Origin of the sequence: Prevotella sp. P3-92, assembly GCF_002251205.1 — a bacterium.
Lineage (GTDB): Bacteria > Bacteroidota > Bacteroidia > Bacteroidales > Bacteroidaceae > Prevotella.
This window is the reverse complement of record NZ_NPJE01000024.1, coordinates 15865-33971: the sequence shown is the minus strand read 5'-3', so window position 1 is coordinate 33971 and position 18107 is coordinate 15865. Positions and strand designations below refer to the sequence as shown.

Genomic DNA, 18107 nt, shown 5'->3' with positions numbered 1-18107 from the left:
CTTCTGCCTATTACTTTTTGATGTATTTTACAATGGTTAGGGTATGGCCTGAATCAGTCATGAAGGTTTAATGGAAATTTGATGCAGAATGTTTTGTGTTTCAAAAAAAATCATGTACTTTTGCAGCTCTTTTGTACAAAGCATATGAATAGTCAGTTACGCGGTGTGGTTAATGGTATCATTTCTGGTGTATCGTTTGGAATGATACCTTTGTTTTCAATTCCTGTTATTGCTGCAGGAATGGATAATGTTAGCATCCTGGTATATCGTTTTCTGTTTGGTTCGGCAGCCATGCTTGCCATTCTCCTGTTGCGTAAGACGAATATGCGTGTGAGTCTGTCAGAACTGCTGCGTATCGTGTTGCTTGCCATCTTCTATATTACCACAGCCCTCGCAACACTTGAATGTTACAAGTATCTGTCGTCGGGTATTGCAACGGCTTTGGTTTATACCGACCCTATCTGGTGTGCACTCATCGGACTGGCATTTCTCGGTGATAAGTTCTCCATCAAACTCACCTCTAGTATTTTGTTAGCCTCTCTGGGTGTGATGATGATGACTGGTGTGTTTTCTGGAGATGGCACCTTCTCGATGATTGGTCTCCTATTGGGATTGGCGTCTGGACTGGCGTATGGTATCTATCTCATCCTTGTGCCTCGATTGAAAGTGAAGCACATCGCGAGTCTAAAACTCACCTTTTATGTGTTTTTCACGGGTATGTGGCTACTGATTGCCTATAGTCTGATGACCAACGGTGGGGTGGAAGAAGTTCCTGACAGCAGTTGCTGGCTTGACCTGGCGCTCTTAGGTTTGATTCCTACGGCAATAAGTAATATCTGCGTGACTGTTTCGCTGAAACTCATCGACAGTACGATCGTGGCTATTCTTGGTGCTTTTGAACCGCTGACTGCCATGGTGGTTGGTGTTGTGATACTGGGTGAGCCCTTGGGATTTATTGGTGTTGTCGGTGGGATGCTGATTCTCGTTGCCGTTGCTATTCTGACTATCAACCCACAGAAACTCAAGCTCATACGAAAGTAATGTGTTACACGGATTTTTAATATCTCACACGGATTACGGACTTTTTTCTTAACAAAAACCTCGGAAGTACCAACATGAAAATCTGTGAGACATTAGATCTCTTGCGAGATCTGTTGCAGATAGGCGGTGAAGGAGGGGTGAGTGGTGCGCTGCCAGATGTCGCCTAAGAATGCGGCACCACCGAAATGGTGGGACTTGAGGTATGGGAGATGGCGGGCGGTGACTCCACCTAAGGCTACTACCTGATGGTCGATGATGCCAGAATGGGCGGCTTGCCGCAGGACGGACTCCTGGAATGCGGCGTGGTAACCGGTCTTGGAAATGCTGTTGAAGATGGGACTGAGAAATACGTAGTCGCACTGGGTCTTGCGCTCTGCTACCTCTGCAAGACTGTGGCACGAAGCGGAAAGGCTGCCGTGGAAGGCGGCGGGGGACTGGGGATTGCGACGGTTGAGGTGAATGCCGTGGAGGGGAAACTCTTCGACAAGGTGGAAATGGTCGTGGAGCACGATGCGATCAAGCCACTGAGTAGGAACGGTGGCAAGAAACTGTCTGACGGCGTCTGCCGAGGCGGTGGGCTTGCGCACATGGAGCAGGTCGATACCGCTGCGGAAGAGGGTGTCGATGGTAGAAACCTCTCCCGGCAGAAAGTCAGGAGAGGTGATGACAATCCATTTCATAGGTTGCAGGATGAAGATGGATGGTTATTTCTTGAGTTTCTCGATGATCTGGTCGGCAACGCGCTTTCCTGACATCAGCATGCCACCGAAAATAGGCCCCATGCGAGGAGTGCCTGCCACTGCAGACGATGCCATGCCGCAGACGTAGAGGCCGGGGTAGATCTCACGGGTGCCTTCTACGACCATGCGCTCGCCTTCTATTACGTCGAGGGAACGCTCGCCGATAACACCGCCGGTGGCTGTGTCGAGGCTGATGCCGTTTTTGCGGGCAACGACCTTACACATCTCGCTGTCGTGACCTGTGCCGTCGATAACGCATTTCGCCATGATATTGAGCGGGTCAACATGGAGGCCCTCACGGAGTACTGGAGTCCAGTTGACCACAACACCACTGACAACATTGTTTTTGAAGATGACGTCTTCTACCGAATAGCAGTTGAAGATGGTGGCACCGGCATGAACGGCGTGGTAGAGCAGGGCAGATGTGCTCTCTACGGAGTCGATGGTGTAGAGTCCGTCTTCAAAGGCCTGATAGTTGATGTCGAAGTCCTTGACGATGTGCATGGCTTCTTCCTGAATGACAATCTGGTTGAACATCATTGCGCCTCCCCACATACCGCCACCAGGAGACAACTTGCGGTCGAACTGGGCTACACGGAGACCTGCCTTGGCGAGGTAATAGGCGGCGACGATGCCTGAGGGGCCTCCGCCCACAATGGCTACGTCGAGATTCAGATTACGTTGGAGTTTGTCGAAATAGGTACTGATGATACCTTTTGATACTTGTGTTTCAATCATTGTTTGTTGTTGTTTATTGGGTTATAGATTTGTTACTTTTCTTCTTCGCAGCTCTTTAGGGAATGGCTGATGCGTGCTGCGCAGAAATTAGGGCCACACATGGTGCAGTAGTTGGCATCGACGGAATTGCTTGCCTTGTAGTATTCCAGGGCGCGTTCGGGATCTAACGAGAGGTTGAACTGGTCTTTCCAACGGAAGTCGTAGCGTGCCTTGCTCAGCGCATTGTCGCGGACGGTGGCACCGGGATGACCCTTGGCAAGGTCGGCAGCATGGGCGGCAATCTTATAGGTTACAACACCAGTGCGCACATCGTCTTTGTCGGGGAGGGCAAGGTGCTCCTTAGGGGTGACGTAGCAGAGCATGGCGGTGCCGTACCATCCGATCATCGAGGCGCCGATGGCAGAGGTGATGTGGTCGTAGGCGGGGGCAATATCGGTGACGAGCGGACCGAGGGTGTAGAAGGGTGCTCCGTGGCATTTCTCGATTTGGCGCTCCATATTCTCCTTGATCTTATGCATGGGAACATGACCGGGACCTTCGATGAATGCCTGTACGTGTTTGGCCCAAGCACGCTCTACGAGTTCACCCATGGTGTCGAGTTCGGCAAACTGCGCCGCGTCGTTGGCATCGTAGGTAGAACCGGGACGGAGGCCGTCACCAAGGGAGATGGCTACATCGTACTGGGCACAGATGTCGCAGATGTCATCGAAGTGCTCGTAGAGGAAACTCTCTTTCTGGTGTACCTTACACCATTTGGAGATGATACTGCCTCCGCGACTGACAATACCCGTCAGACGGGTGTCGGCAAGATGGATGTTCTTCAGACGGATGCCGCAATGGATGGTGAAATAGTCCACACCCTGTTCGCACTGCTCGATGAGCGTATCGCGGAAAATCTCCCACGTCAGGTCTTCTGCCTTGCCGTTGACCTTCTCAAAAGCCTGATACATCGGTACGGTACCTACGGGAACAGGGCAGTTGCGCAGAATCCATTCGCGCGTTTCGTGGATGTCTTTTCCCGTGGAAAGGTCCATCAGCGTGTCGCCGCCCCATTTGCAACTCCATACGGCCTTTTCCACCTCTTCCTCGATGCCCGATGTGGTGGCGGAATTACCGATATTGGTATTGATCTTCACCAGGAAATTTGTACCGATAATCATCGGCTCGCTTTCGGGATGCTTGCGGTTGGCTGGGATTACGGCACGTCCCTCAGCAATCTCCTTGCAGACAAATTCCGGGGTGATGTGGGTGGTAATGCCCAATTCCTCGCAGTTCATGTTCTCGCGTATTGCCACATACTCCATCTCTTGCGTGATGATGCCCTGTTTGGCGAAGTACATCTGTGTCTCTCCCGCCTTGCGACCGTCAATCCACGGTTGACGCAATTTAGGGAGTCCCTGTTTCAGGTCGATAGCCATATCGGGGTCGCTGTACGGTCCGCTGGTGTCATAGACATAGACGGGGGCATTGGCTTCTTCATGGCGCACATCGCCCTTGAAAGTGACGGTGGGGGTGAGGTTTACCTTTCTCATACCCACGCGCAGTTCCGGATAGCGTTTTCCTTGCAGATAGACTTTCTCGGAAGATGGATAATTGATCTTGATTTTTGTTTCCATTTCTTTTATATTGAGTTATTTGGCTATTTCTTTCTCTGTAAGACGGATGAAACGTTGCATCTCTTCCACAGGACTGTCGGCATTGAGGATGGCGCCGCTTACGGCAATACCGCTGACTCCAGTTGCCATGACGTCAGGGATGTCGGAGGACAAAATGCCGCCAATGGCTACGATAGGGATGGTGATGTGGTGGAGCTTCATCTGACTGACAATACGGCGGTAACCGTCTGCACCGAGGATGGGGGACAGTTTTTGTTTGGTGGTGGTGAAGCGGAACGGACCGCAGCCGATGTAGTCGGCTCCATCGCGGTAGAGTCGTTCGACATCGTCGAAGGTGTTGGCGGTGCCGCCGATGACATATCGGCTGCCCAGGAGTTTGCGTGCCTCACTCACGGGCATATCGTTCTTGCCGAGATGTACGCCGTCGGCACCTGCCTCCTGTACCCATTCTGCATGGTCGTCGAGGATGAATGTGGCATGACATGTCTTACAGAGTTGGCCGATGGCTGTGGCTGCCGCCATGAACGTATCTTTCGGCGCGTCTTTCATGCGGAGCTGGATCCAGCGACATCCGCCTGCCAAGGCGAGGCGTGCTCCTTCTACGTAGTCGTAACGGTCGTTGGTGTGTGTAATAAACTGTATCATTGTATGATTAGCTTTTCTGGGTTAAACAAATGGTTTACTGGGCCGTTGCCCCTTCCTATGCTGACATCCTTGCCGGCTTCTATGGCAGAGGACAGGTAGCACTTGGCCTGTTGTATCGCCTCGGGAAGGGATGAGCCACGGGCGATAAATGAGGCAATGGCGGAGGATAGGGTGCAACCCGTGCCGTGGGTGTTGCGTGTAGTAACGGTGGGATGGGAGAATGACAACGGAGGGGTGTCGGCTTGGTAGAGTACGTCGGTCTTGGCCTGTCCTTCCAGATGTCCGCCCTTGATGAGTACCGCCCTGCAACCGAGTTGCAGAATGTGGCGGGCGGCACGTTCTGTGTCGTCTATGCTGCGGATGGAGGTGTGGGAGAGGACTTCGGCTTCGGGGATGTTGGGAGTCAGCAGGGTGCATAGGGGGAGGAGGCGTTGGCAGAACGCCTCAACCGCATGGGGTTGCATGAGTAGCGCCCCGCTCGTAGAAACCATAACGGGGTCGATCACCAATGTGGCATGGGGATAAGGGGAGAGGGTGTCGGCAATGGCACGGATGATCTCTGCATTATTGACCATTCCCACCTTGATTACCTTTGGGGCGATGTCGTCCATGACCGCCTTGATCTGTCCGGCTACGATGTCTGGACGGATGGCTTGTACCGCCTGCACGCCAGTGGTGTTCTGAACGGTGACGGATGTGATGGCGGTAGCGGCATAAATGCCCAAGGCCGACATGGTCTTGAGGTCTGCCTGGATGCCGGCTCCACCGCAACTGTCGGATCCTGCTATGGTCAGTACGCTAATATACCTCATTTTGTTTTCATTTTTCTGAGGTACATCTGCTGACGTACTTTCAAAGACGATACGGAATAGAAACAGCTTCTGGATTTCTGCCTGAACCATCAAGGTGAGAAAAAAGAAGCAATCCCTTCGGCAGCATTACCTGCATCAGGTTCTATGGGTATAATCTCAGCAACACAATCGTGACGCACCCCTTATTTCTTCTTGTAAGTATGATACAAAGGTAGTGAAAAATTACAGATAATGATGATGATGGTCTGTTATTTAAGATTTATTCACACCGACAGCGACCCAATGGGTGTTGGATCGCTGTCGGACGGAAACCAGCTCCGGTTTATTTTTCGGTATAGAACTTGATGAGGCGGGTGAGGGCTTCTTGGCAGACGGGACAGAAGTCGGGGTGCTCGTTGGTGCGCATACGACAATCTTCCTGTCCGCGCCATACGCCATGGGTGAGATAGCCGCCACCCTCTACCAGCGAGGCGCGTCCTTCATCGATGAGTTTCTGCCATTTGGCAGGATGCGTGGTGTGGGTGGTGAGGTTGGGTTCCCAGGGTTCGGTATCGGCAAAATACATGGGGTCGTCGTCACCGTAGGGATATTCGTCGCCAAGGCCGCCAAAGGAGTGACCGAATTCATGAACCACCACAGGAAGGAACTGTTGGCCACGCGTGTAACAGAGGTTGTAGGAATTGTAGACGCCTCCGCCGCCATAGTGGGCTGTATTCGCCAGGATAATGATATGTTCGTATGGTGTTCCTGCCAACAGGTCGTGAAGGCGCTTGAGGTGCAGGGTGGTCAGGTAGCGTGTGGAATAGAAGGTGTCGAAATGGCTTCCCAGGGCGGTGTCGAGCCAGATGTTCTTACCGGGTTGACTGACGTCTGTATCATGGGAAGGCGATTGGATGGCGATGATATTGAAACGATCTTGCAGTTGCTTGAATGGTTCGTGGCGAAACAGCGCCTCGGTGGCTGCACGGCAGTCGGCAAGATACTGATCCATCTGTCCGATGGTGTAGCCCTCGGCAACAAAAGCCACATGGATGCATCGGGCGGTGTCGGCAGCAGCATGAATCGTGGTGTAATGGCTCTGTTGGTGCTGGCGACGGATGAGGATGTCGGTGGGATTGACACGATGGGTCATCGATGCCATGGTGCGGGCATGATAGTCGCGCAGGGTGACGGTGATCTCTACAGCTTGGCGGGGGTAGGGAACGAGGAATACGTTTTCAAATGACCGACTGGTCTGCCGTGCTTCGGCAGTAGAGAGCCATTCCTGAAAGAGGGTGGAGAAGGAGTGGCGGTAGATGACGGTTCCTGTGGCTGCATCTTTCATGGTGATGTCGCCGTTGCCTTCTAAAGGCAGTTGGTCGAGATGATGACGCCGACCGTACCATCCGGCACTCTTGTGGAGTTGGTCGAGGTAGATATGCTGGCTCTTCTTGTCACCGGCAAAGATGTAGTCGAGGCGCAGGGTGCTGTCGTTGAAGAACTGTTGGAAATCTTGTGCCTGCAGACAGATGGCGGTCATGAGCAGGACAAGGAATGAGACGTAACGTTTCATAAGATGTCATTGATTAGTTGTTGGATATAAGGACGAGGCCAGTCGCGAAGGTGCAGCCGCTGTTGGTCGTACTGCATGAGGTCGAGATCGACAGACACCCGACTTCCCTGTCGGCCGCAACGCTGTTCTGCAGCCTTAAGCAACGCGTTGAGGGAGTCGGCAGACAAGTCGGTCGTGCCTTTGATCAAGCGGTTCATATACATGATGCCGCTGCCTTTGATGTCGGTAGTCCATAAGAGGCGACTGCATGTGGTGTCGGTCAGCATAGTCTGCAGCCATTGTGACGCCCACTGGATGTGGGCGGCCTGCCGATGGTTGGAACCGAGCGAGATGATTACTGTTGCCATAGGGTAGGGCACTATTTCTTTTCTTTCACAAAACCATGACGGTAGGCATAGAGCAGCTGTCGGAGGTCGTCAATCTGTGCACGCAGTTCGTCACCCTTGTCGGTATCTGCCACATGCATGCGATGGGTGGAGAGTTCGACCAACTGGGTTGTTGACTTGATGTCGGAACCTTTTCTGATAGCATCGGAAGCACTTGTGAAGGGTTCGTGTTGAACCAACTGGAATCCACGTGAGTGATAGACCAAGGTGTAGCCCGCAATACCTGTCTCGCTATGATACGCCTCGGAGAATCCTCCATCGATGACCATCAGTTTGCCATTGGCTTTGATGGGGTTCTCACCTTTGGAGGCATGGACTGGAACGTGGCCGTTAATGATGTGGCGGTTGGGGCCTGCCACACCGAATGCATCAAGGATGCGGTCGCAGACTTCTTCGGAGTCGCGCAACTGGAAATAGTAGCCTTTCTCCTCTTTATAGGTCTCGCAGTCAGTAAGGAAATAACGCTCAAACGTAGCCATTTTGGATTTGTCAAACAAGGGTGAGTCTTTACCACACCAAAGATAGAGGAAATAGTCGATGGCGTACTGACGAAGTTCCGGATCTGTATCGCTATTGAATGCAGAACGGATGAGCATGCCCAAGCGTGTCATCAGTTCCATACCGCTGTAATGCTCTCCATGATAGAGTGCAACGCTCTTCAGCGAACCGTCAGCATTGAGCGGACAGGAGGCGTGAAACAGCAGGTTGTGGTTGCTGATATTGTACATGCAACCATGTGACAGGAGCATCTTGACGTGCTTGTGGAGCTTCTCGCTGACTTGAAACGAGTGGTGGAGCTTCTCCATCAACTGTGTCTCTTCGGGAGTCAGTTCGAATGTCGGTTGACAGTCGGGACCTGATACGATAGTGGGGAAGAGGCAGGAAGTCATGGGGTAAGCGGTGTCGCCGATGGTGCAGGTGGCGTGAGCATAGTCAATCGCTTCGAGCAGGCAACGGTCCTGCATTGCCCATTCAGTGCGGCGCTTGAAGATGGTAGCTTCTGTCTTGAACTGTATGACGGTGATGGCCTTGTGCATCAATGCCGTGAGGCGCATGGTCTTTTCATCGAGGTGGGAACCTTTCAGAAGTTTGGGTTTGAACTCTTTGCAGGGATCGTCGCCGTAGGTCTCCATGGCAAAGGTTGCCAATGGTACGAGGTTGATGCCGTAGCCCTCTTCGAGAGTGGCTAAGTTGGCGTAGCGCAACGAAAGGCGCAGCACATTGCAGATACAGGCATCGTTGCCGGCAGCAGCGCCCATCCATAGAATATCGTGGTTGCCCCACTGGATGTCCCAGGAATGGTAATGGCGCATGGTGTCGAGGATGATGTGGGCACCGGGGCCTCGGTCGAAGATGTCGCCCAGGATGTGTAATTGGTCGATGGCGAGTCGCTGGATGACGTGGCAGAGGGCGATGATGAAGTCGTCGGCACGTCCTGTAGAAATAATCGTATCTACAATCACGGTGACGTAGGCAGCCTTGTCAGTATCGTCGGTACGCTCATGAAGCAGTTCTTCGATGATGTAAGAGAAATCGGGAGGCAGCGATTTTCTAACCTTAGAACGTGTGTATTTGCTGCTGACGTCGCGGCAAACAGCCACCAACCGATGGATGGTGATATGGTACCAGTCCTCCAGATCGGATTCAGCGGCTTTGATGAGTTCGATTTTCTGTTCGGGATAATAGATGAGCGTGCACAGTTCTCGCTGTTCTTTGTCGCGGATGTCGCCGGCAAAGAGTTCGCCCACCTTACGCTTGATATTTCCAGATGCGTTTTTCAAAACATGCTGGAAAGCCTCGCTCTCACCGTGTAAGTCGGCAAGGAAGTGTTCTGTGCCCTTGGGGAGATTGAGTATTGCTTCAAGGTTAATGATTTCCGTCGATGCTGCCGCAACAGTAGGGAAACTGTTGGACAGGAGTTGCAAATAGTGCATGTCGCGACGGAGGGTAACGGATTCTTTCGTCATATCTTCAGATGGTTTTTGATTTGTCGTTCTATGTTTCTGGTGACGCGGTCGTTGAGTGGGGGGAATGGCATGAATCCTTCGTCGAAGCCGGTTTCCTCAACCATGACCTGCATCAGGCGTCTGGCGCTTTTCAGCAGCCGGAGTTCTTCTAAACTCTCTGTGAGTTTCTCTTCGTTGCAGTCGTGTTCGCGTAATTCTTTGTCGAGTTCGCATAGGTGACAGACAGTTAGTTTGTTACGGGATATGAGACGATGCAACAGTCGGAAGGTTTCTATCAGTCGTTTGTTTTCGCTGGTGAAACTCATTCCGATGGTTTCTTCTATTCCCTTTGACGGTTGGTAGTGGTCGGGAAAGAAGGGGTGCGACTTCATTTCGTCGATGTGAGGGCAATCGCATTGCAGGATACGAAGTCCTCTGTCTATCAGCTGTTCAATTTGCTCCTGCTGTGCATAACAGCGGATCTGGCGCCACCCTTCTTCGTCAAGGTGTGGCGGCGTGTGTGATGCCGGCAGATTAAGCCAGCGGATATCTTGGGTGATTCCAGCCTTGATGGCCAGTCGGAGTGTTGACAAGGTTTCCGGTTGCATCAGTTCGATGGTATTGCTGTCCATGATGCGTCGGTAGATCTGTGTCAGTTGTCGGAGTGTTTCTTCGGCTGTGATGGAACAGGTGATAATGGGGTTGCGCACAATGATGATGCGTTTGTTCCAGTTTAGTTTGCGCAGACACTCTTCTTCCATGGCTCCCTCCACAACGATGGCATATGCCTGACTGATGATACGGCGTTGGAACAGTAAGGCTTTAGGGAGCTTCTCTTTCCAATACCGCTGGTTGAAAAACCAAGGTTCCAGCTGTCCGTGGGGAGAGACGACCAAGCGAATGGCCTTGGTGCGAGCTTTGGTAAAAAGTCTGGCAGTCGATGTACGCCAGCATCCGTGTATGTGGAGGATGTTGATGTCTGCCATCTGGAGTATTTTCAGCGCCTCCTGGCAGTCTGTGGCGAAGAACATCGCAGTCTCATGTGAAGACACTCTTGACAGCATGGCGATATATTGGTCGGTCATGCTGTCTGTCTTGTCGAAGTAGTGTAGGATATTCATGAGACGTAAACTTGATGTGAAGTTTGAAAATTGTGATAATAGGCTGTGTGTGCTTCTCTGAAATTATTTTCGGATAAAATCAAAGCGGTCGGCTCGCCGATGCCGCCACATCAACCATGCGTTTTGCCAGATGGTTCGCACTTCAAGCCATGGTGCCTTCCACCAGGAGATGTGTTCGTCAAACTGTCTGCAGGTGCTGAGGAAGATGGTCAGTCGTGTTACCAATGTCAGCAGAAGGGCTACGGTGGCAGCAACGGTCACGACGAGGTTTGATGCGGATATGGCATAGGCAAGCGCTGCCATGGGAAGCAGCCATCCCAGATGGAGCATCCATTGGTCGGTGTTGCAGAGCAGTCGATGTCGTAATCCGCGCTTCATCAGCGTGCGACTCTCTAAATAGTAGAGATGGTCGTAAAGCCACGTCTTGTCAGCAGGGCAACGCTGACAGAGCTGCGCTTGAAAATCATAGACAAAAGCGGTGCGGTCTGGTGTTGCCATCTCGTTGACAATGAAGTCGTATTCTCCCCGAAGATGAACCAGGTTGTGGAGAAATCCCTTTTGTTGGATAAAGTCTGATTTACGGAACATCAGATTGCAGCCGATGTTACGATAGGCAATTCCGTTTTTGATGCGATGCAGTTGGTAACACAGCGTGTTGAGGCGGTCATAGCGCCAATAGGCAGGAGTGTCGGCATCATAACTGGTGTAGCCCATGACCAGGTCTTTGTCGTCGGTTGCGTGTTCCGCCATGGTTGCCAACCAGCGGTTGCCTGTGGGTTTGCAGTCTATGTCGGTTATCAAAATCCAATCGCCCTTTGAGGCCTTGACGGCCATGGTAAGCGAGAGTTTCCTGCGACTGATGTAATGGCTTGATTCGGGAATGAAAGTGGTGTAGAGCCGTGGATATTTAGCTTTTGCACGCGTAAGCACGTCTTGTGTATCATCCGTTGATGATTCATCGACAATGATGACCTCCCATTTTCCCCGGTACTGTTGTTCCAAGAGTTGGGGCAGTCTTTCTTCCAATTCACAGGCATTGTCGTGTACGGCCAGGACAATGGAAACAAACGGTAGTGCGGAGGTTGCCCCTGTTGGGGTATGAACCTCCGTCGTCTCTGTAGAATCACTATTGCAGGTGCTTTCATCGACATCGTTCTCCGAGGCATTCTGTATGTCGTCAGCCATTTTGATACGGGGACGTCTTGCCATGCTGCTGAACCAAGGAGAGATGAGGGCCAACAGCAATAGGAAAACAGATATTGCAATAGAGAAATAGTCGAATGTGATAGTCATAGTCCTTTGATGATGAGAGTGTTATGGTGTTTATAGATCTTCGCTCATGTAGCTTTTCGGCAGTTGGCGGCAATTGTATTGTGAAGCCATGATTTCTCCATAAGCTCCAGCAGACCGGATGGCAATCAAGTCACCACGATGGCATTTGTTGAGGTCTATCTGTTTGGCAAATACGTCGCTTGACTCACAGATTGGTCCTACCACATCGTAGGTGTCGGCAGGTTCGTCGCTCGAAATGTTCTCTATCTTATGATAGGCTTGATAGAGGGCAGGGCGGATGAGGTCTGTCATTCCAGCGTCGATGATGGCAAACTGCTTGACGGCGCCTTGTTTTATATATAAGGTACGCGCGATGAGCGTTCCACATTGTGCGACTACGGCACGACCTAACTCAAAATGTAGGGTTTGTCCTGGACGCAAGCGCAACTTTTTGGCATATACGTTGAAATAATCCTGGAAATTGGGAATGGGGACTCGGTTGGGGTGTTGGTAGTCGATGCCGAGACCTCCGCCCACGTTGACGTTTTCTATCTGGATGTGGTGTTTTTCCAGTAGGTCCTGCAGTTCGTTGATTCTGTTGCAGAGCGCTTCAAAATCGCCCATGTCGAGGATCTGGCTTCCGATGTGGAAATGGAGGCCTACAAATTTCACGTTGTTGAGTTTGGCAGCTTCTTCGATGCTTGCCAGCATGTCGTCCATGGCAATACCGAATTTATTTTCAGCCAGTCCGGTGGTGATATTGGCATGGGTGTGTGCTCCTACGTTAGGATTGATGCGAAGGGCAATGCGAGCCACCTTTCCCTTGGCGGCAGCCAGTTCGTTGATAACCTCTAATTCGGCAATACTCTCCACGTTGAAAGCGAAAATATCTTTGTCGAGTCCGAGGTTGATCTCCCAGTCGCTCTTTCCTACGCCCGCATAGACAATTTTAGAGGCAGGGAATCCTGCTTTGAGAGCTGCTTCTATTTCGCCGCCACTCACGCAGTCGGCTCCCAGTCCAGCCTCTCTGATGATGCGGAGCAGGTATGGGTTTGCATTAGCTTTTACGGCATAGTGTACGCAGAAACCTTCATGTCGCATAGTCTCTTGACAGATGGTCTGAAGAGTCTTGCGCAACAGTTCTGTGTCATAGTAGTAGAAAGGGGTGCGGAGTTGTTGAAATTTATGGGTGGGAAATTGTCCTTTTGTCATTGTGTTGTCTATTTTGCATTTCAGGCAATCGGGAGGAGCCTTAGTAGAGAGGTCTCCTCCCTTTGTCGTTGGTTTTACTTATTGAATAAGGTATCACTTAAACTTTGAAGTGCACGTTTCTTATCTTCCTCGCGAATAAGGAATGAGATATTATAATTAGAACCACCATAGCTGACCATGCGAACAGGGATATTCTTCATGGCGTCGAGCGTCATGGTTTCGAATCCGATGTTTGACCAGTCGAGGTCACCTACCACACAGATGATGCACATGCCGGTATCTACGGTTACTGTGCCGTATTTCTTGAGTTCGTCAACGATTTCTCCAAGGTGTGCGGAGTTGTCTATTGACATGGAAACTCCCACTTCTGACGTACAAACCATGTCGATAGGAGTTTGGTAGCTCTCAAAGATTTCGAATACCTTGCGCAGGAAACCTGTTGCGAGGAGCATGCGGCTAGACTTGATCTTGATGGCGATGATATTGTCTTTTGCAGCAACAGCCTTGATTTTGCCATATTCAGTCTGGTTGGAAATGGTAGTACCTTCAGCCTCAGGATCCATCGTGTTGAGCAGACGTACGGGGATTCCGGCATATTTTGCAGGTTGGATGCAGGTGGGGTGCAGGATTTTAGCACCGAAATATGCCAATTCAGCAGCCTCTTCGAAATGGAGGTGGTGTACGGGTTCGGTCTTTTCAACGACACGTGGGTCGTTGTTGTGCATACCGTCAATATCTGTCCAGATCTGGATTTCCTCGGCGTTGATAGCTGCTCCGATGAGCGATGCAGTATAGTCAGAACCGCCACGTTGGAGGTTGTCTATCTCGCCATAGGCATTACGGCAGATGAATCCTTGGGTGATATATACCTGATTGTCAGGGTTCTTCTCCATGATGGCAGAGAGTTTCTCGCGGATGTAGGTGGGGTCAGGTTCCGAGTTTTTGTCGGTGCGCATGAAATCGAGTGCGTTGAGCAGTACAGCCTTGATACCTTGTTCTTTCATGTAGTTGACCACCATGTTGGTTGACATCATTTCACCTTGAGCCACAATGCTTTTCTCTTCAAACGAAGTGAAGAGCTCTTTGGTGAAGGAGCGCAGGTAGTTCATCTCCGATGCGATGAATTCACGGGTGTTTTGTTTCATCTCGTCGGTGGTGTAGAGTTCTTCAACATGCTTCATGTATTTCTTTTCAAGCATATTGATCACTTCGTTCGCTCCCTCCGGATTCTTCTTGTAGAGATAATCAGAGATTTCTATCAGAGAGTTTGTTGTTCCTGACATGGCAGAGAGAACGATGAAAACGGGTTCACCTGATTTCGTAACCAGGTTGACAACTTCCTTCATGCGGCTTGGTGAACCTACCGAAGTACCGCCAAATTTCATTACTTTCATAGTGTATGTTTATTTTAATTTTGTTCTACTTTGTATTTTGCTTCAAACAGACAGGTCTTCTCGCACTTCATATCCGCTGTTGTATGTTTCCTGCGAACTGTCAGTATCGTCGGAGAGCATCATGATCTTGTTGTAATCGTCGGTAACCAGTTCGAGATGTTTTCCGCAGCACCGATAGACGATGCCAGGATAATCCTTCAGCAAAGGAATATTGTGGGTAGTCATTACGACGGACGTTCCTGTCTGTGTAACATTTCTCAGCAGCTGTATGATGTTGTTGGCTGTTTCTGGGTCAAGATTGCCTGTTGGTTCATCGGCTATGATAACCTTGGGTTTGTTGAGAATGGCGCGTGCAATAGCGATGCGTTGCTGTTCTCCGCCGGAGAGTTCGTGAGGCATTCGCTCTGTTTTTTCTGTCATTTCAACGTCTTCAAGGACTTCGCTGATGCGCTGTTCGATTTCTTCCTTATCTTTCCATCCTGTAGCTTTGAGCACAAACTGCAGATTGTCGTGAACGTTTCTGTCGCTCAGGAGTTGGAAATCCTGGAAGATAATTCCCATCTGTCGGCGCAAGGCAGGTACGTATCTGCGTTTCAATTTGCGGATATCGTGGTTGAAAACCATGGCATTGTCTGCCTCGTCCAAGTCGAGTTCGAAGTAGAGTGTTTTGAGTAGTGTACTCTTTCCTGAACCTACACGACCGATGATGTAGATGAATTCGCCCTCGTTGACATGGAAATCCACATGTTCGAGTACGAGAGACCCGTCATCTTGGCGGATGGTGGCGTTTTTATAGTCTATCAGCATATATGGAAGCTTTAAAAAGTTTTATTTCATAGTTCCTTTAGCCTTTTCTTGGCGGCGTTTTTTGTCCCAGTTGGGGTCGTGGCGTTTTTGCAGTTCTGCTGCGACATCCTCGATGCGGAGTCCTTTGGCGGTAAGCATGACGAGGAGATGGTAGAGCAGGTCTGATGCCTCATAGACCAGGTGCTCGTCAGTACCGTTTGTGGCTTCTATTACTGTTTCAAGTGCTTCTTCTCCAACTTTTTGTGATATTTTGTTGATGCCTTTGTTGAAAAGGCTTGTTGTGTAAGATCCCTCAGGCATTTCCTTTTTGCGCTTGTCGATAAAATCCTGCAGTTCGGTGAGGAAAAGTATGGGACTTGTTTCGTTGTCTTCTCCCCAGCAGGTGTCGGTACCTGTGTGGCAGGTAGGTCCAACGGGATTGACTCTGACGAGGAGCGTGTCGTTGTCGCAATCGTTTTTGATGCTGACGAGATTGAGGAAATGTCCAGACGTCTCACCTTTTGTCCAAAGGGTCTGACGGCTTCTGCTCCAGAATGTGACATGACCTGTTTCGATGGTTTTCTTATAGGCCTCTTCATTCATGAAGCCGAGCATGAGCACGTTTTTTGTTGTTGCGTCCTGGATGATGGCAGGCACGAGGCCGTCCATTTTTTCAAAATCTATTTTCATAATCTTACTTTGATGCCTTGTTGGTGTAAATACTGTTTGAGTGTCGGTATGGCGATTTCGCCGAAGTGGAAAACGCTTGCTGCGAGTGCTGCGTCTGAATGTCCTTCTATGAAAGTGTCGCGGAAGTGTTCCATTGCTCCAGCTCCTCCGCTTGCGATGACGGGTATGGAGAGGTTGTCTGTGAGTTGGCGCAGGGCTTCGTTGGCAAATCCTGTTTTTACTCCGTCGTGGTCCATACTTGTGAACAGGATTTCTCCTGCTCCGCGCTCTTGTGCTTCGTGTGCCCATTCAAAGAGGTTGTGTTCGGTGCGTTCTCTTCCGCCTTTGAGGTAGCAATGCCATCCGTCCTCATCGTTGCGAGCGTCGATGGCGCATACACAGACTTGAGAACCGAATCGGTTGGCAATATCTTCTATGAGTTTCGGATTTCGCAAGGCCGCACTATTGACGCTCACCTTGTCTGCGCCGGCATAGAGCAGGCGCTCCACATCGGCAAGTTCGTTGATGCCTCCGCCGACGGTGAAGGGGATATTGATTTCCTGTGCCACCCGTGTGACCATTTCTGTAAAGGTCTTGCGCTCTTCGTAGGAGGCGGTAATGTCGAGGAAAACCAGTTCGTCGGCTCCTTGCTGGCTATATACTTTAGCCAGTTCCACAGGATCTCCTGCAGCTCTGAGGTTGACGAAATTGGTGCCTTTGACGGTTTGTCCGTCTTTTACGTCGAGGCAAGGTATGATTCGTTTGGCAAGTCCCATATTATTGAATATTCTCTTGTTGTTCTTATGTTGTCATTGTGCCGAGGCGTTATGGTAAGCCATGAGTTCTTTCATGTCGATACGTCCTTCGTAGATGGCTTTTCCAAAGACCACGGCAGGGATTCCTGCAGCGTCGAGTGCTTTGATGTCGTCGAGTGAGGATACTCCTCCGCTTGCGATGAGATGCAGTTGGGGGTAAGTCTCCATGATCTGACGATAAAGGTCAATGGCAGGCCCTTGTAGTGTTCCGTCTTTTGAGATTTCTGTACAGAGTACGTATTTGACGCCTGCGTCGATGTAGCGTTTGAGGAAGGGAAGCAGCGGTTCAGCAGAGTCCTCTTTCCATCCGTTGATGCTAATCATTCCGTTGCGTACATCCGCTCCGAGAATCATGCGTTCAGCTCCGTATTTCTCCAGCCATGAGATGAAGAGTTCTGGATTTGTCACGGCAATGGATCCTACGGTAACCATGCTTGCTCCATGACGGAATGCTTTCTCGATATCGTCGTCGGTTTTGATGCCTCCTCCAAAATCTACGGTGAGCTGTGTCTCTGTTGTGATATCCTGTAGTGTCTCCTTGTTGACGATATGTTTGGATTTTGCCCCATCGAGATCAACGACATGGAGGCGCTTGAAACCGAGTTTTTCAAATTCGGCAGCAACGTCAGCAGGCCGGTTGTGATAGACGGTCTTCTGGTTGTAGTCACCTTTGGTCAGTCGGACGCATTGTCCGTCGATGATGTCAATGGCAGGGATGAGTTCTATCATAGGGCCAAGAAGTTTTTGAGGATTGTTTCGCCTGTCTTTCCACTCTTTTCCGGGTGGAACTGGCAGGCATAGAAATTGTCTTTTTGAAGTGCTGCCGAGTAGGGGAGGATATAGTCTGCCACGGCAGCCGTTTGCTGACAGAGGGGAACATAGTAGCTATGAACGAAGTAGGCGTAAGCCTCTCCTTCGCTTGGTCCGAAGGTTGGTAGTCCTTTGAAGAGGGCGCAAGGCGTATCGTGTCCGGTCGTGTCGGCAGATGGCTTGATAATCTTGTTCCATCCCATGCAGGGAACTTTGTCTTCGTGATGTTGTGGGCAGAATCGCTTCACTTCTGCTTCAAATATTCCTATGCAATCGACGTTGCCTTCTTCTGAGTGGCGGCAGAGCAGTTGTTGGCCGACGCAGATGCCGAGCACGGGCTGGCGCAACGAGCGGATTACTTCGTCGAGGCGTCGAGCCTTGAGGTATTCCATGGCACCGCGTGCTTCACCTTGTCCAGGGAAGAGCACCCTGTCTGCCTGTTGCAGCGCTTCGGCAGAGTCGGTCAGCAGGGGTTCTATACCCAGTCTGCGTAGTGCGTTGACTACCGAGAAGATGTTGCCTGCATTATATTTTACGATGGCTACCTGCATA

18 protein-coding genes and 1 riboswitch are annotated in these 18107 nt (G+C 50.7%); of the genes, 1 reads left to right on the top strand and 17 read right to left on the bottom strand.

The window, feature by feature from the left end:
- Positions 1–144: 144 nt before the first annotated feature.
- Positions 145–1041, top strand: coding sequence for a DMT family transporter (locus tag CIK93_RS04060; RefSeq protein ID WP_158214809.1), 897 nt, complete (start codon positions 145–147; stop codon positions 1039–1041).
- Positions 1042–1133: 92 nt separating this feature from the next.
- Here CIK93_RS04060 and CIK93_RS04055 read toward each other — a convergent pair whose 3' ends face one another.
- The 17 genes from CIK93_RS04055 to hisH form a co-directional block, all read right to left on the bottom strand.
- Positions 1134–1721 carry a thiamine phosphate synthase gene (locus CIK93_RS04055; protein WP_094438892.1) on the bottom strand — a complete coding sequence of 196 codons (588 nt, stop codon included), beginning with the start codon at positions 1719–1721 and terminating at the stop codon, positions 1134–1136.
- A gap of 24 nt (positions 1722–1745) precedes the next feature.
- Positions 1746–2519, bottom strand: coding sequence for a sulfide-dependent adenosine diphosphate thiazole synthase (locus tag CIK93_RS04050; RefSeq protein WP_094391071.1), 774 nt, complete (start codon positions 2517–2519; stop codon positions 1746–1748).
- A gap of 32 nt (positions 2520–2551) precedes the next feature.
- Positions 2552–4135 carry a phosphomethylpyrimidine synthase ThiC gene (gene thiC, locus CIK93_RS04045; protein WP_094391070.1) on the bottom strand — a complete coding sequence of 528 codons (1584 nt, stop codon included), beginning with the start codon at positions 4133–4135 and terminating at the stop codon, positions 2552–2554.
- Between the two features lie 15 nt (positions 4136–4150).
- Positions 4151–4780 (bottom strand): thiamine phosphate synthase, encoded by a 630-nt coding sequence (locus tag CIK93_RS04040; RefSeq protein ID WP_094433967.1) that lies wholly within the window; start codon positions 4778–4780, stop codon positions 4151–4153.
- A complete protein-coding gene (thiD, locus tag CIK93_RS04035; RefSeq protein ID WP_094434013.1) occupies positions 4777–5592 on the bottom strand; it encodes a bifunctional hydroxymethylpyrimidine kinase/phosphomethylpyrimidine kinase in 816 nt (271 codons plus the stop codon). Before thiD ends, CIK93_RS04040 begins: the two co-directional genes overlap by 4 nt.
- Positions 5593–5686: 94 nt before the next feature.
- A riboswitch (TPP riboswitch) is annotated at positions 5687–5785 on the bottom strand.
- A gap of 129 nt (positions 5786–5914) precedes the next feature.
- Positions 5915–7144 (bottom strand): M64 family metallopeptidase, encoded by a 1230-nt coding sequence (locus CIK93_RS04030; protein WP_094446659.1) that lies wholly within the window; start codon positions 7142–7144, stop codon positions 5915–5917.
- On the bottom strand, positions 7141–7491 hold the full coding sequence (locus tag CIK93_RS04025; protein ID WP_094446658.1) for a 2-amino-4-hydroxy-6-hydroxymethyldihydropteridine diphosphokinase: 351 nt from the start codon (positions 7489–7491) through the stop codon (positions 7141–7143). Before CIK93_RS04025 ends, CIK93_RS04030 begins: the two co-directional genes overlap by 4 nt.
- Positions 7492–7502: 11 nt before the next feature.
- Positions 7503–9497 carry a fructose-1,6-bisphosphatase gene (locus CIK93_RS04020; RefSeq protein ID WP_094446657.1) on the bottom strand — a complete coding sequence of 665 codons (1995 nt, stop codon included), beginning with the start codon at positions 9495–9497 and terminating at the stop codon, positions 7503–7505.
- Positions 9494–10597 carry a hypothetical protein gene (locus tag CIK93_RS04015; RefSeq protein ID WP_094446656.1) on the bottom strand — a complete coding sequence of 368 codons (1104 nt, stop codon included), beginning with the start codon at positions 10595–10597 and terminating at the stop codon, positions 9494–9496. The genes CIK93_RS04020 and CIK93_RS04015 overlap by 4 nt, the downstream gene beginning before the upstream one ends.
- A gap of 63 nt (positions 10598–10660) precedes the next feature.
- Positions 10661–11890: a glycosyltransferase gene (locus tag CIK93_RS04010; protein WP_094446655.1), complete on the bottom strand. Its 1230-nt coding sequence runs from the start codon at positions 11888–11890 to the stop codon at positions 10661–10663.
- Positions 11891–11920: 30 nt separating this feature from the next.
- A complete protein-coding gene (lysA, locus tag CIK93_RS04005) occupies positions 11921–13081 on the bottom strand; it encodes a diaminopimelate decarboxylase (protein ID WP_094391063.1) in 1161 nt (386 codons plus the stop codon).
- A 74-nt stretch (positions 13082–13155) separates the two neighbouring features.
- Entirely contained in the window at positions 13156–14475 is a 1320-nt protein-coding gene (locus tag CIK93_RS04000; protein ID WP_094433973.1) for an aspartate kinase, read from the bottom strand.
- 42 nt (positions 14476–14517) lie between these two features.
- Positions 14518–15282 (bottom strand): cell division ATP-binding protein FtsE, encoded by a 765-nt coding sequence (locus CIK93_RS03995; RefSeq protein ID WP_094391061.1) that lies wholly within the window; start codon positions 15280–15282, stop codon positions 14518–14520.
- A gap of 21 nt (positions 15283–15303) precedes the next feature.
- Complete coding sequence (gene hisIE, locus CIK93_RS03990) at positions 15304–15951, bottom strand: bifunctional phosphoribosyl-AMP cyclohydrolase/phosphoribosyl-ATP diphosphatase HisIE (RefSeq protein WP_094391060.1); 648 nt, start codon at positions 15949–15951, stop codon at positions 15304–15306.
- Positions 15948–16706, bottom strand: coding sequence for an imidazole glycerol phosphate synthase subunit HisF (gene hisF, locus CIK93_RS03985; RefSeq protein WP_094391059.1), 759 nt, complete (start codon positions 16704–16706; stop codon positions 15948–15950). Before hisF ends, hisIE begins: the two co-directional genes overlap by 4 nt.
- Before the next feature lie 33 nt (positions 16707–16739).
- Positions 16740–17474 carry a 1-(5-phosphoribosyl)-5-[(5-phosphoribosylamino)methylideneamino]imidazole-4-carboxamide isomerase gene (hisA, locus tag CIK93_RS03980; RefSeq protein ID WP_094446654.1) on the bottom strand — a complete coding sequence of 245 codons (735 nt, stop codon included), beginning with the start codon at positions 17472–17474 and terminating at the stop codon, positions 16740–16742.
- On the bottom strand, positions 17471–18106 hold the full coding sequence (gene hisH / locus CIK93_RS03975; RefSeq protein WP_094446653.1) for an imidazole glycerol phosphate synthase subunit HisH: 636 nt from the start codon (positions 18104–18106) through the stop codon (positions 17471–17473). Before hisH ends, hisA begins: the two co-directional genes overlap by 4 nt.
- Position 18107 lies beyond the last annotated feature (1 nt).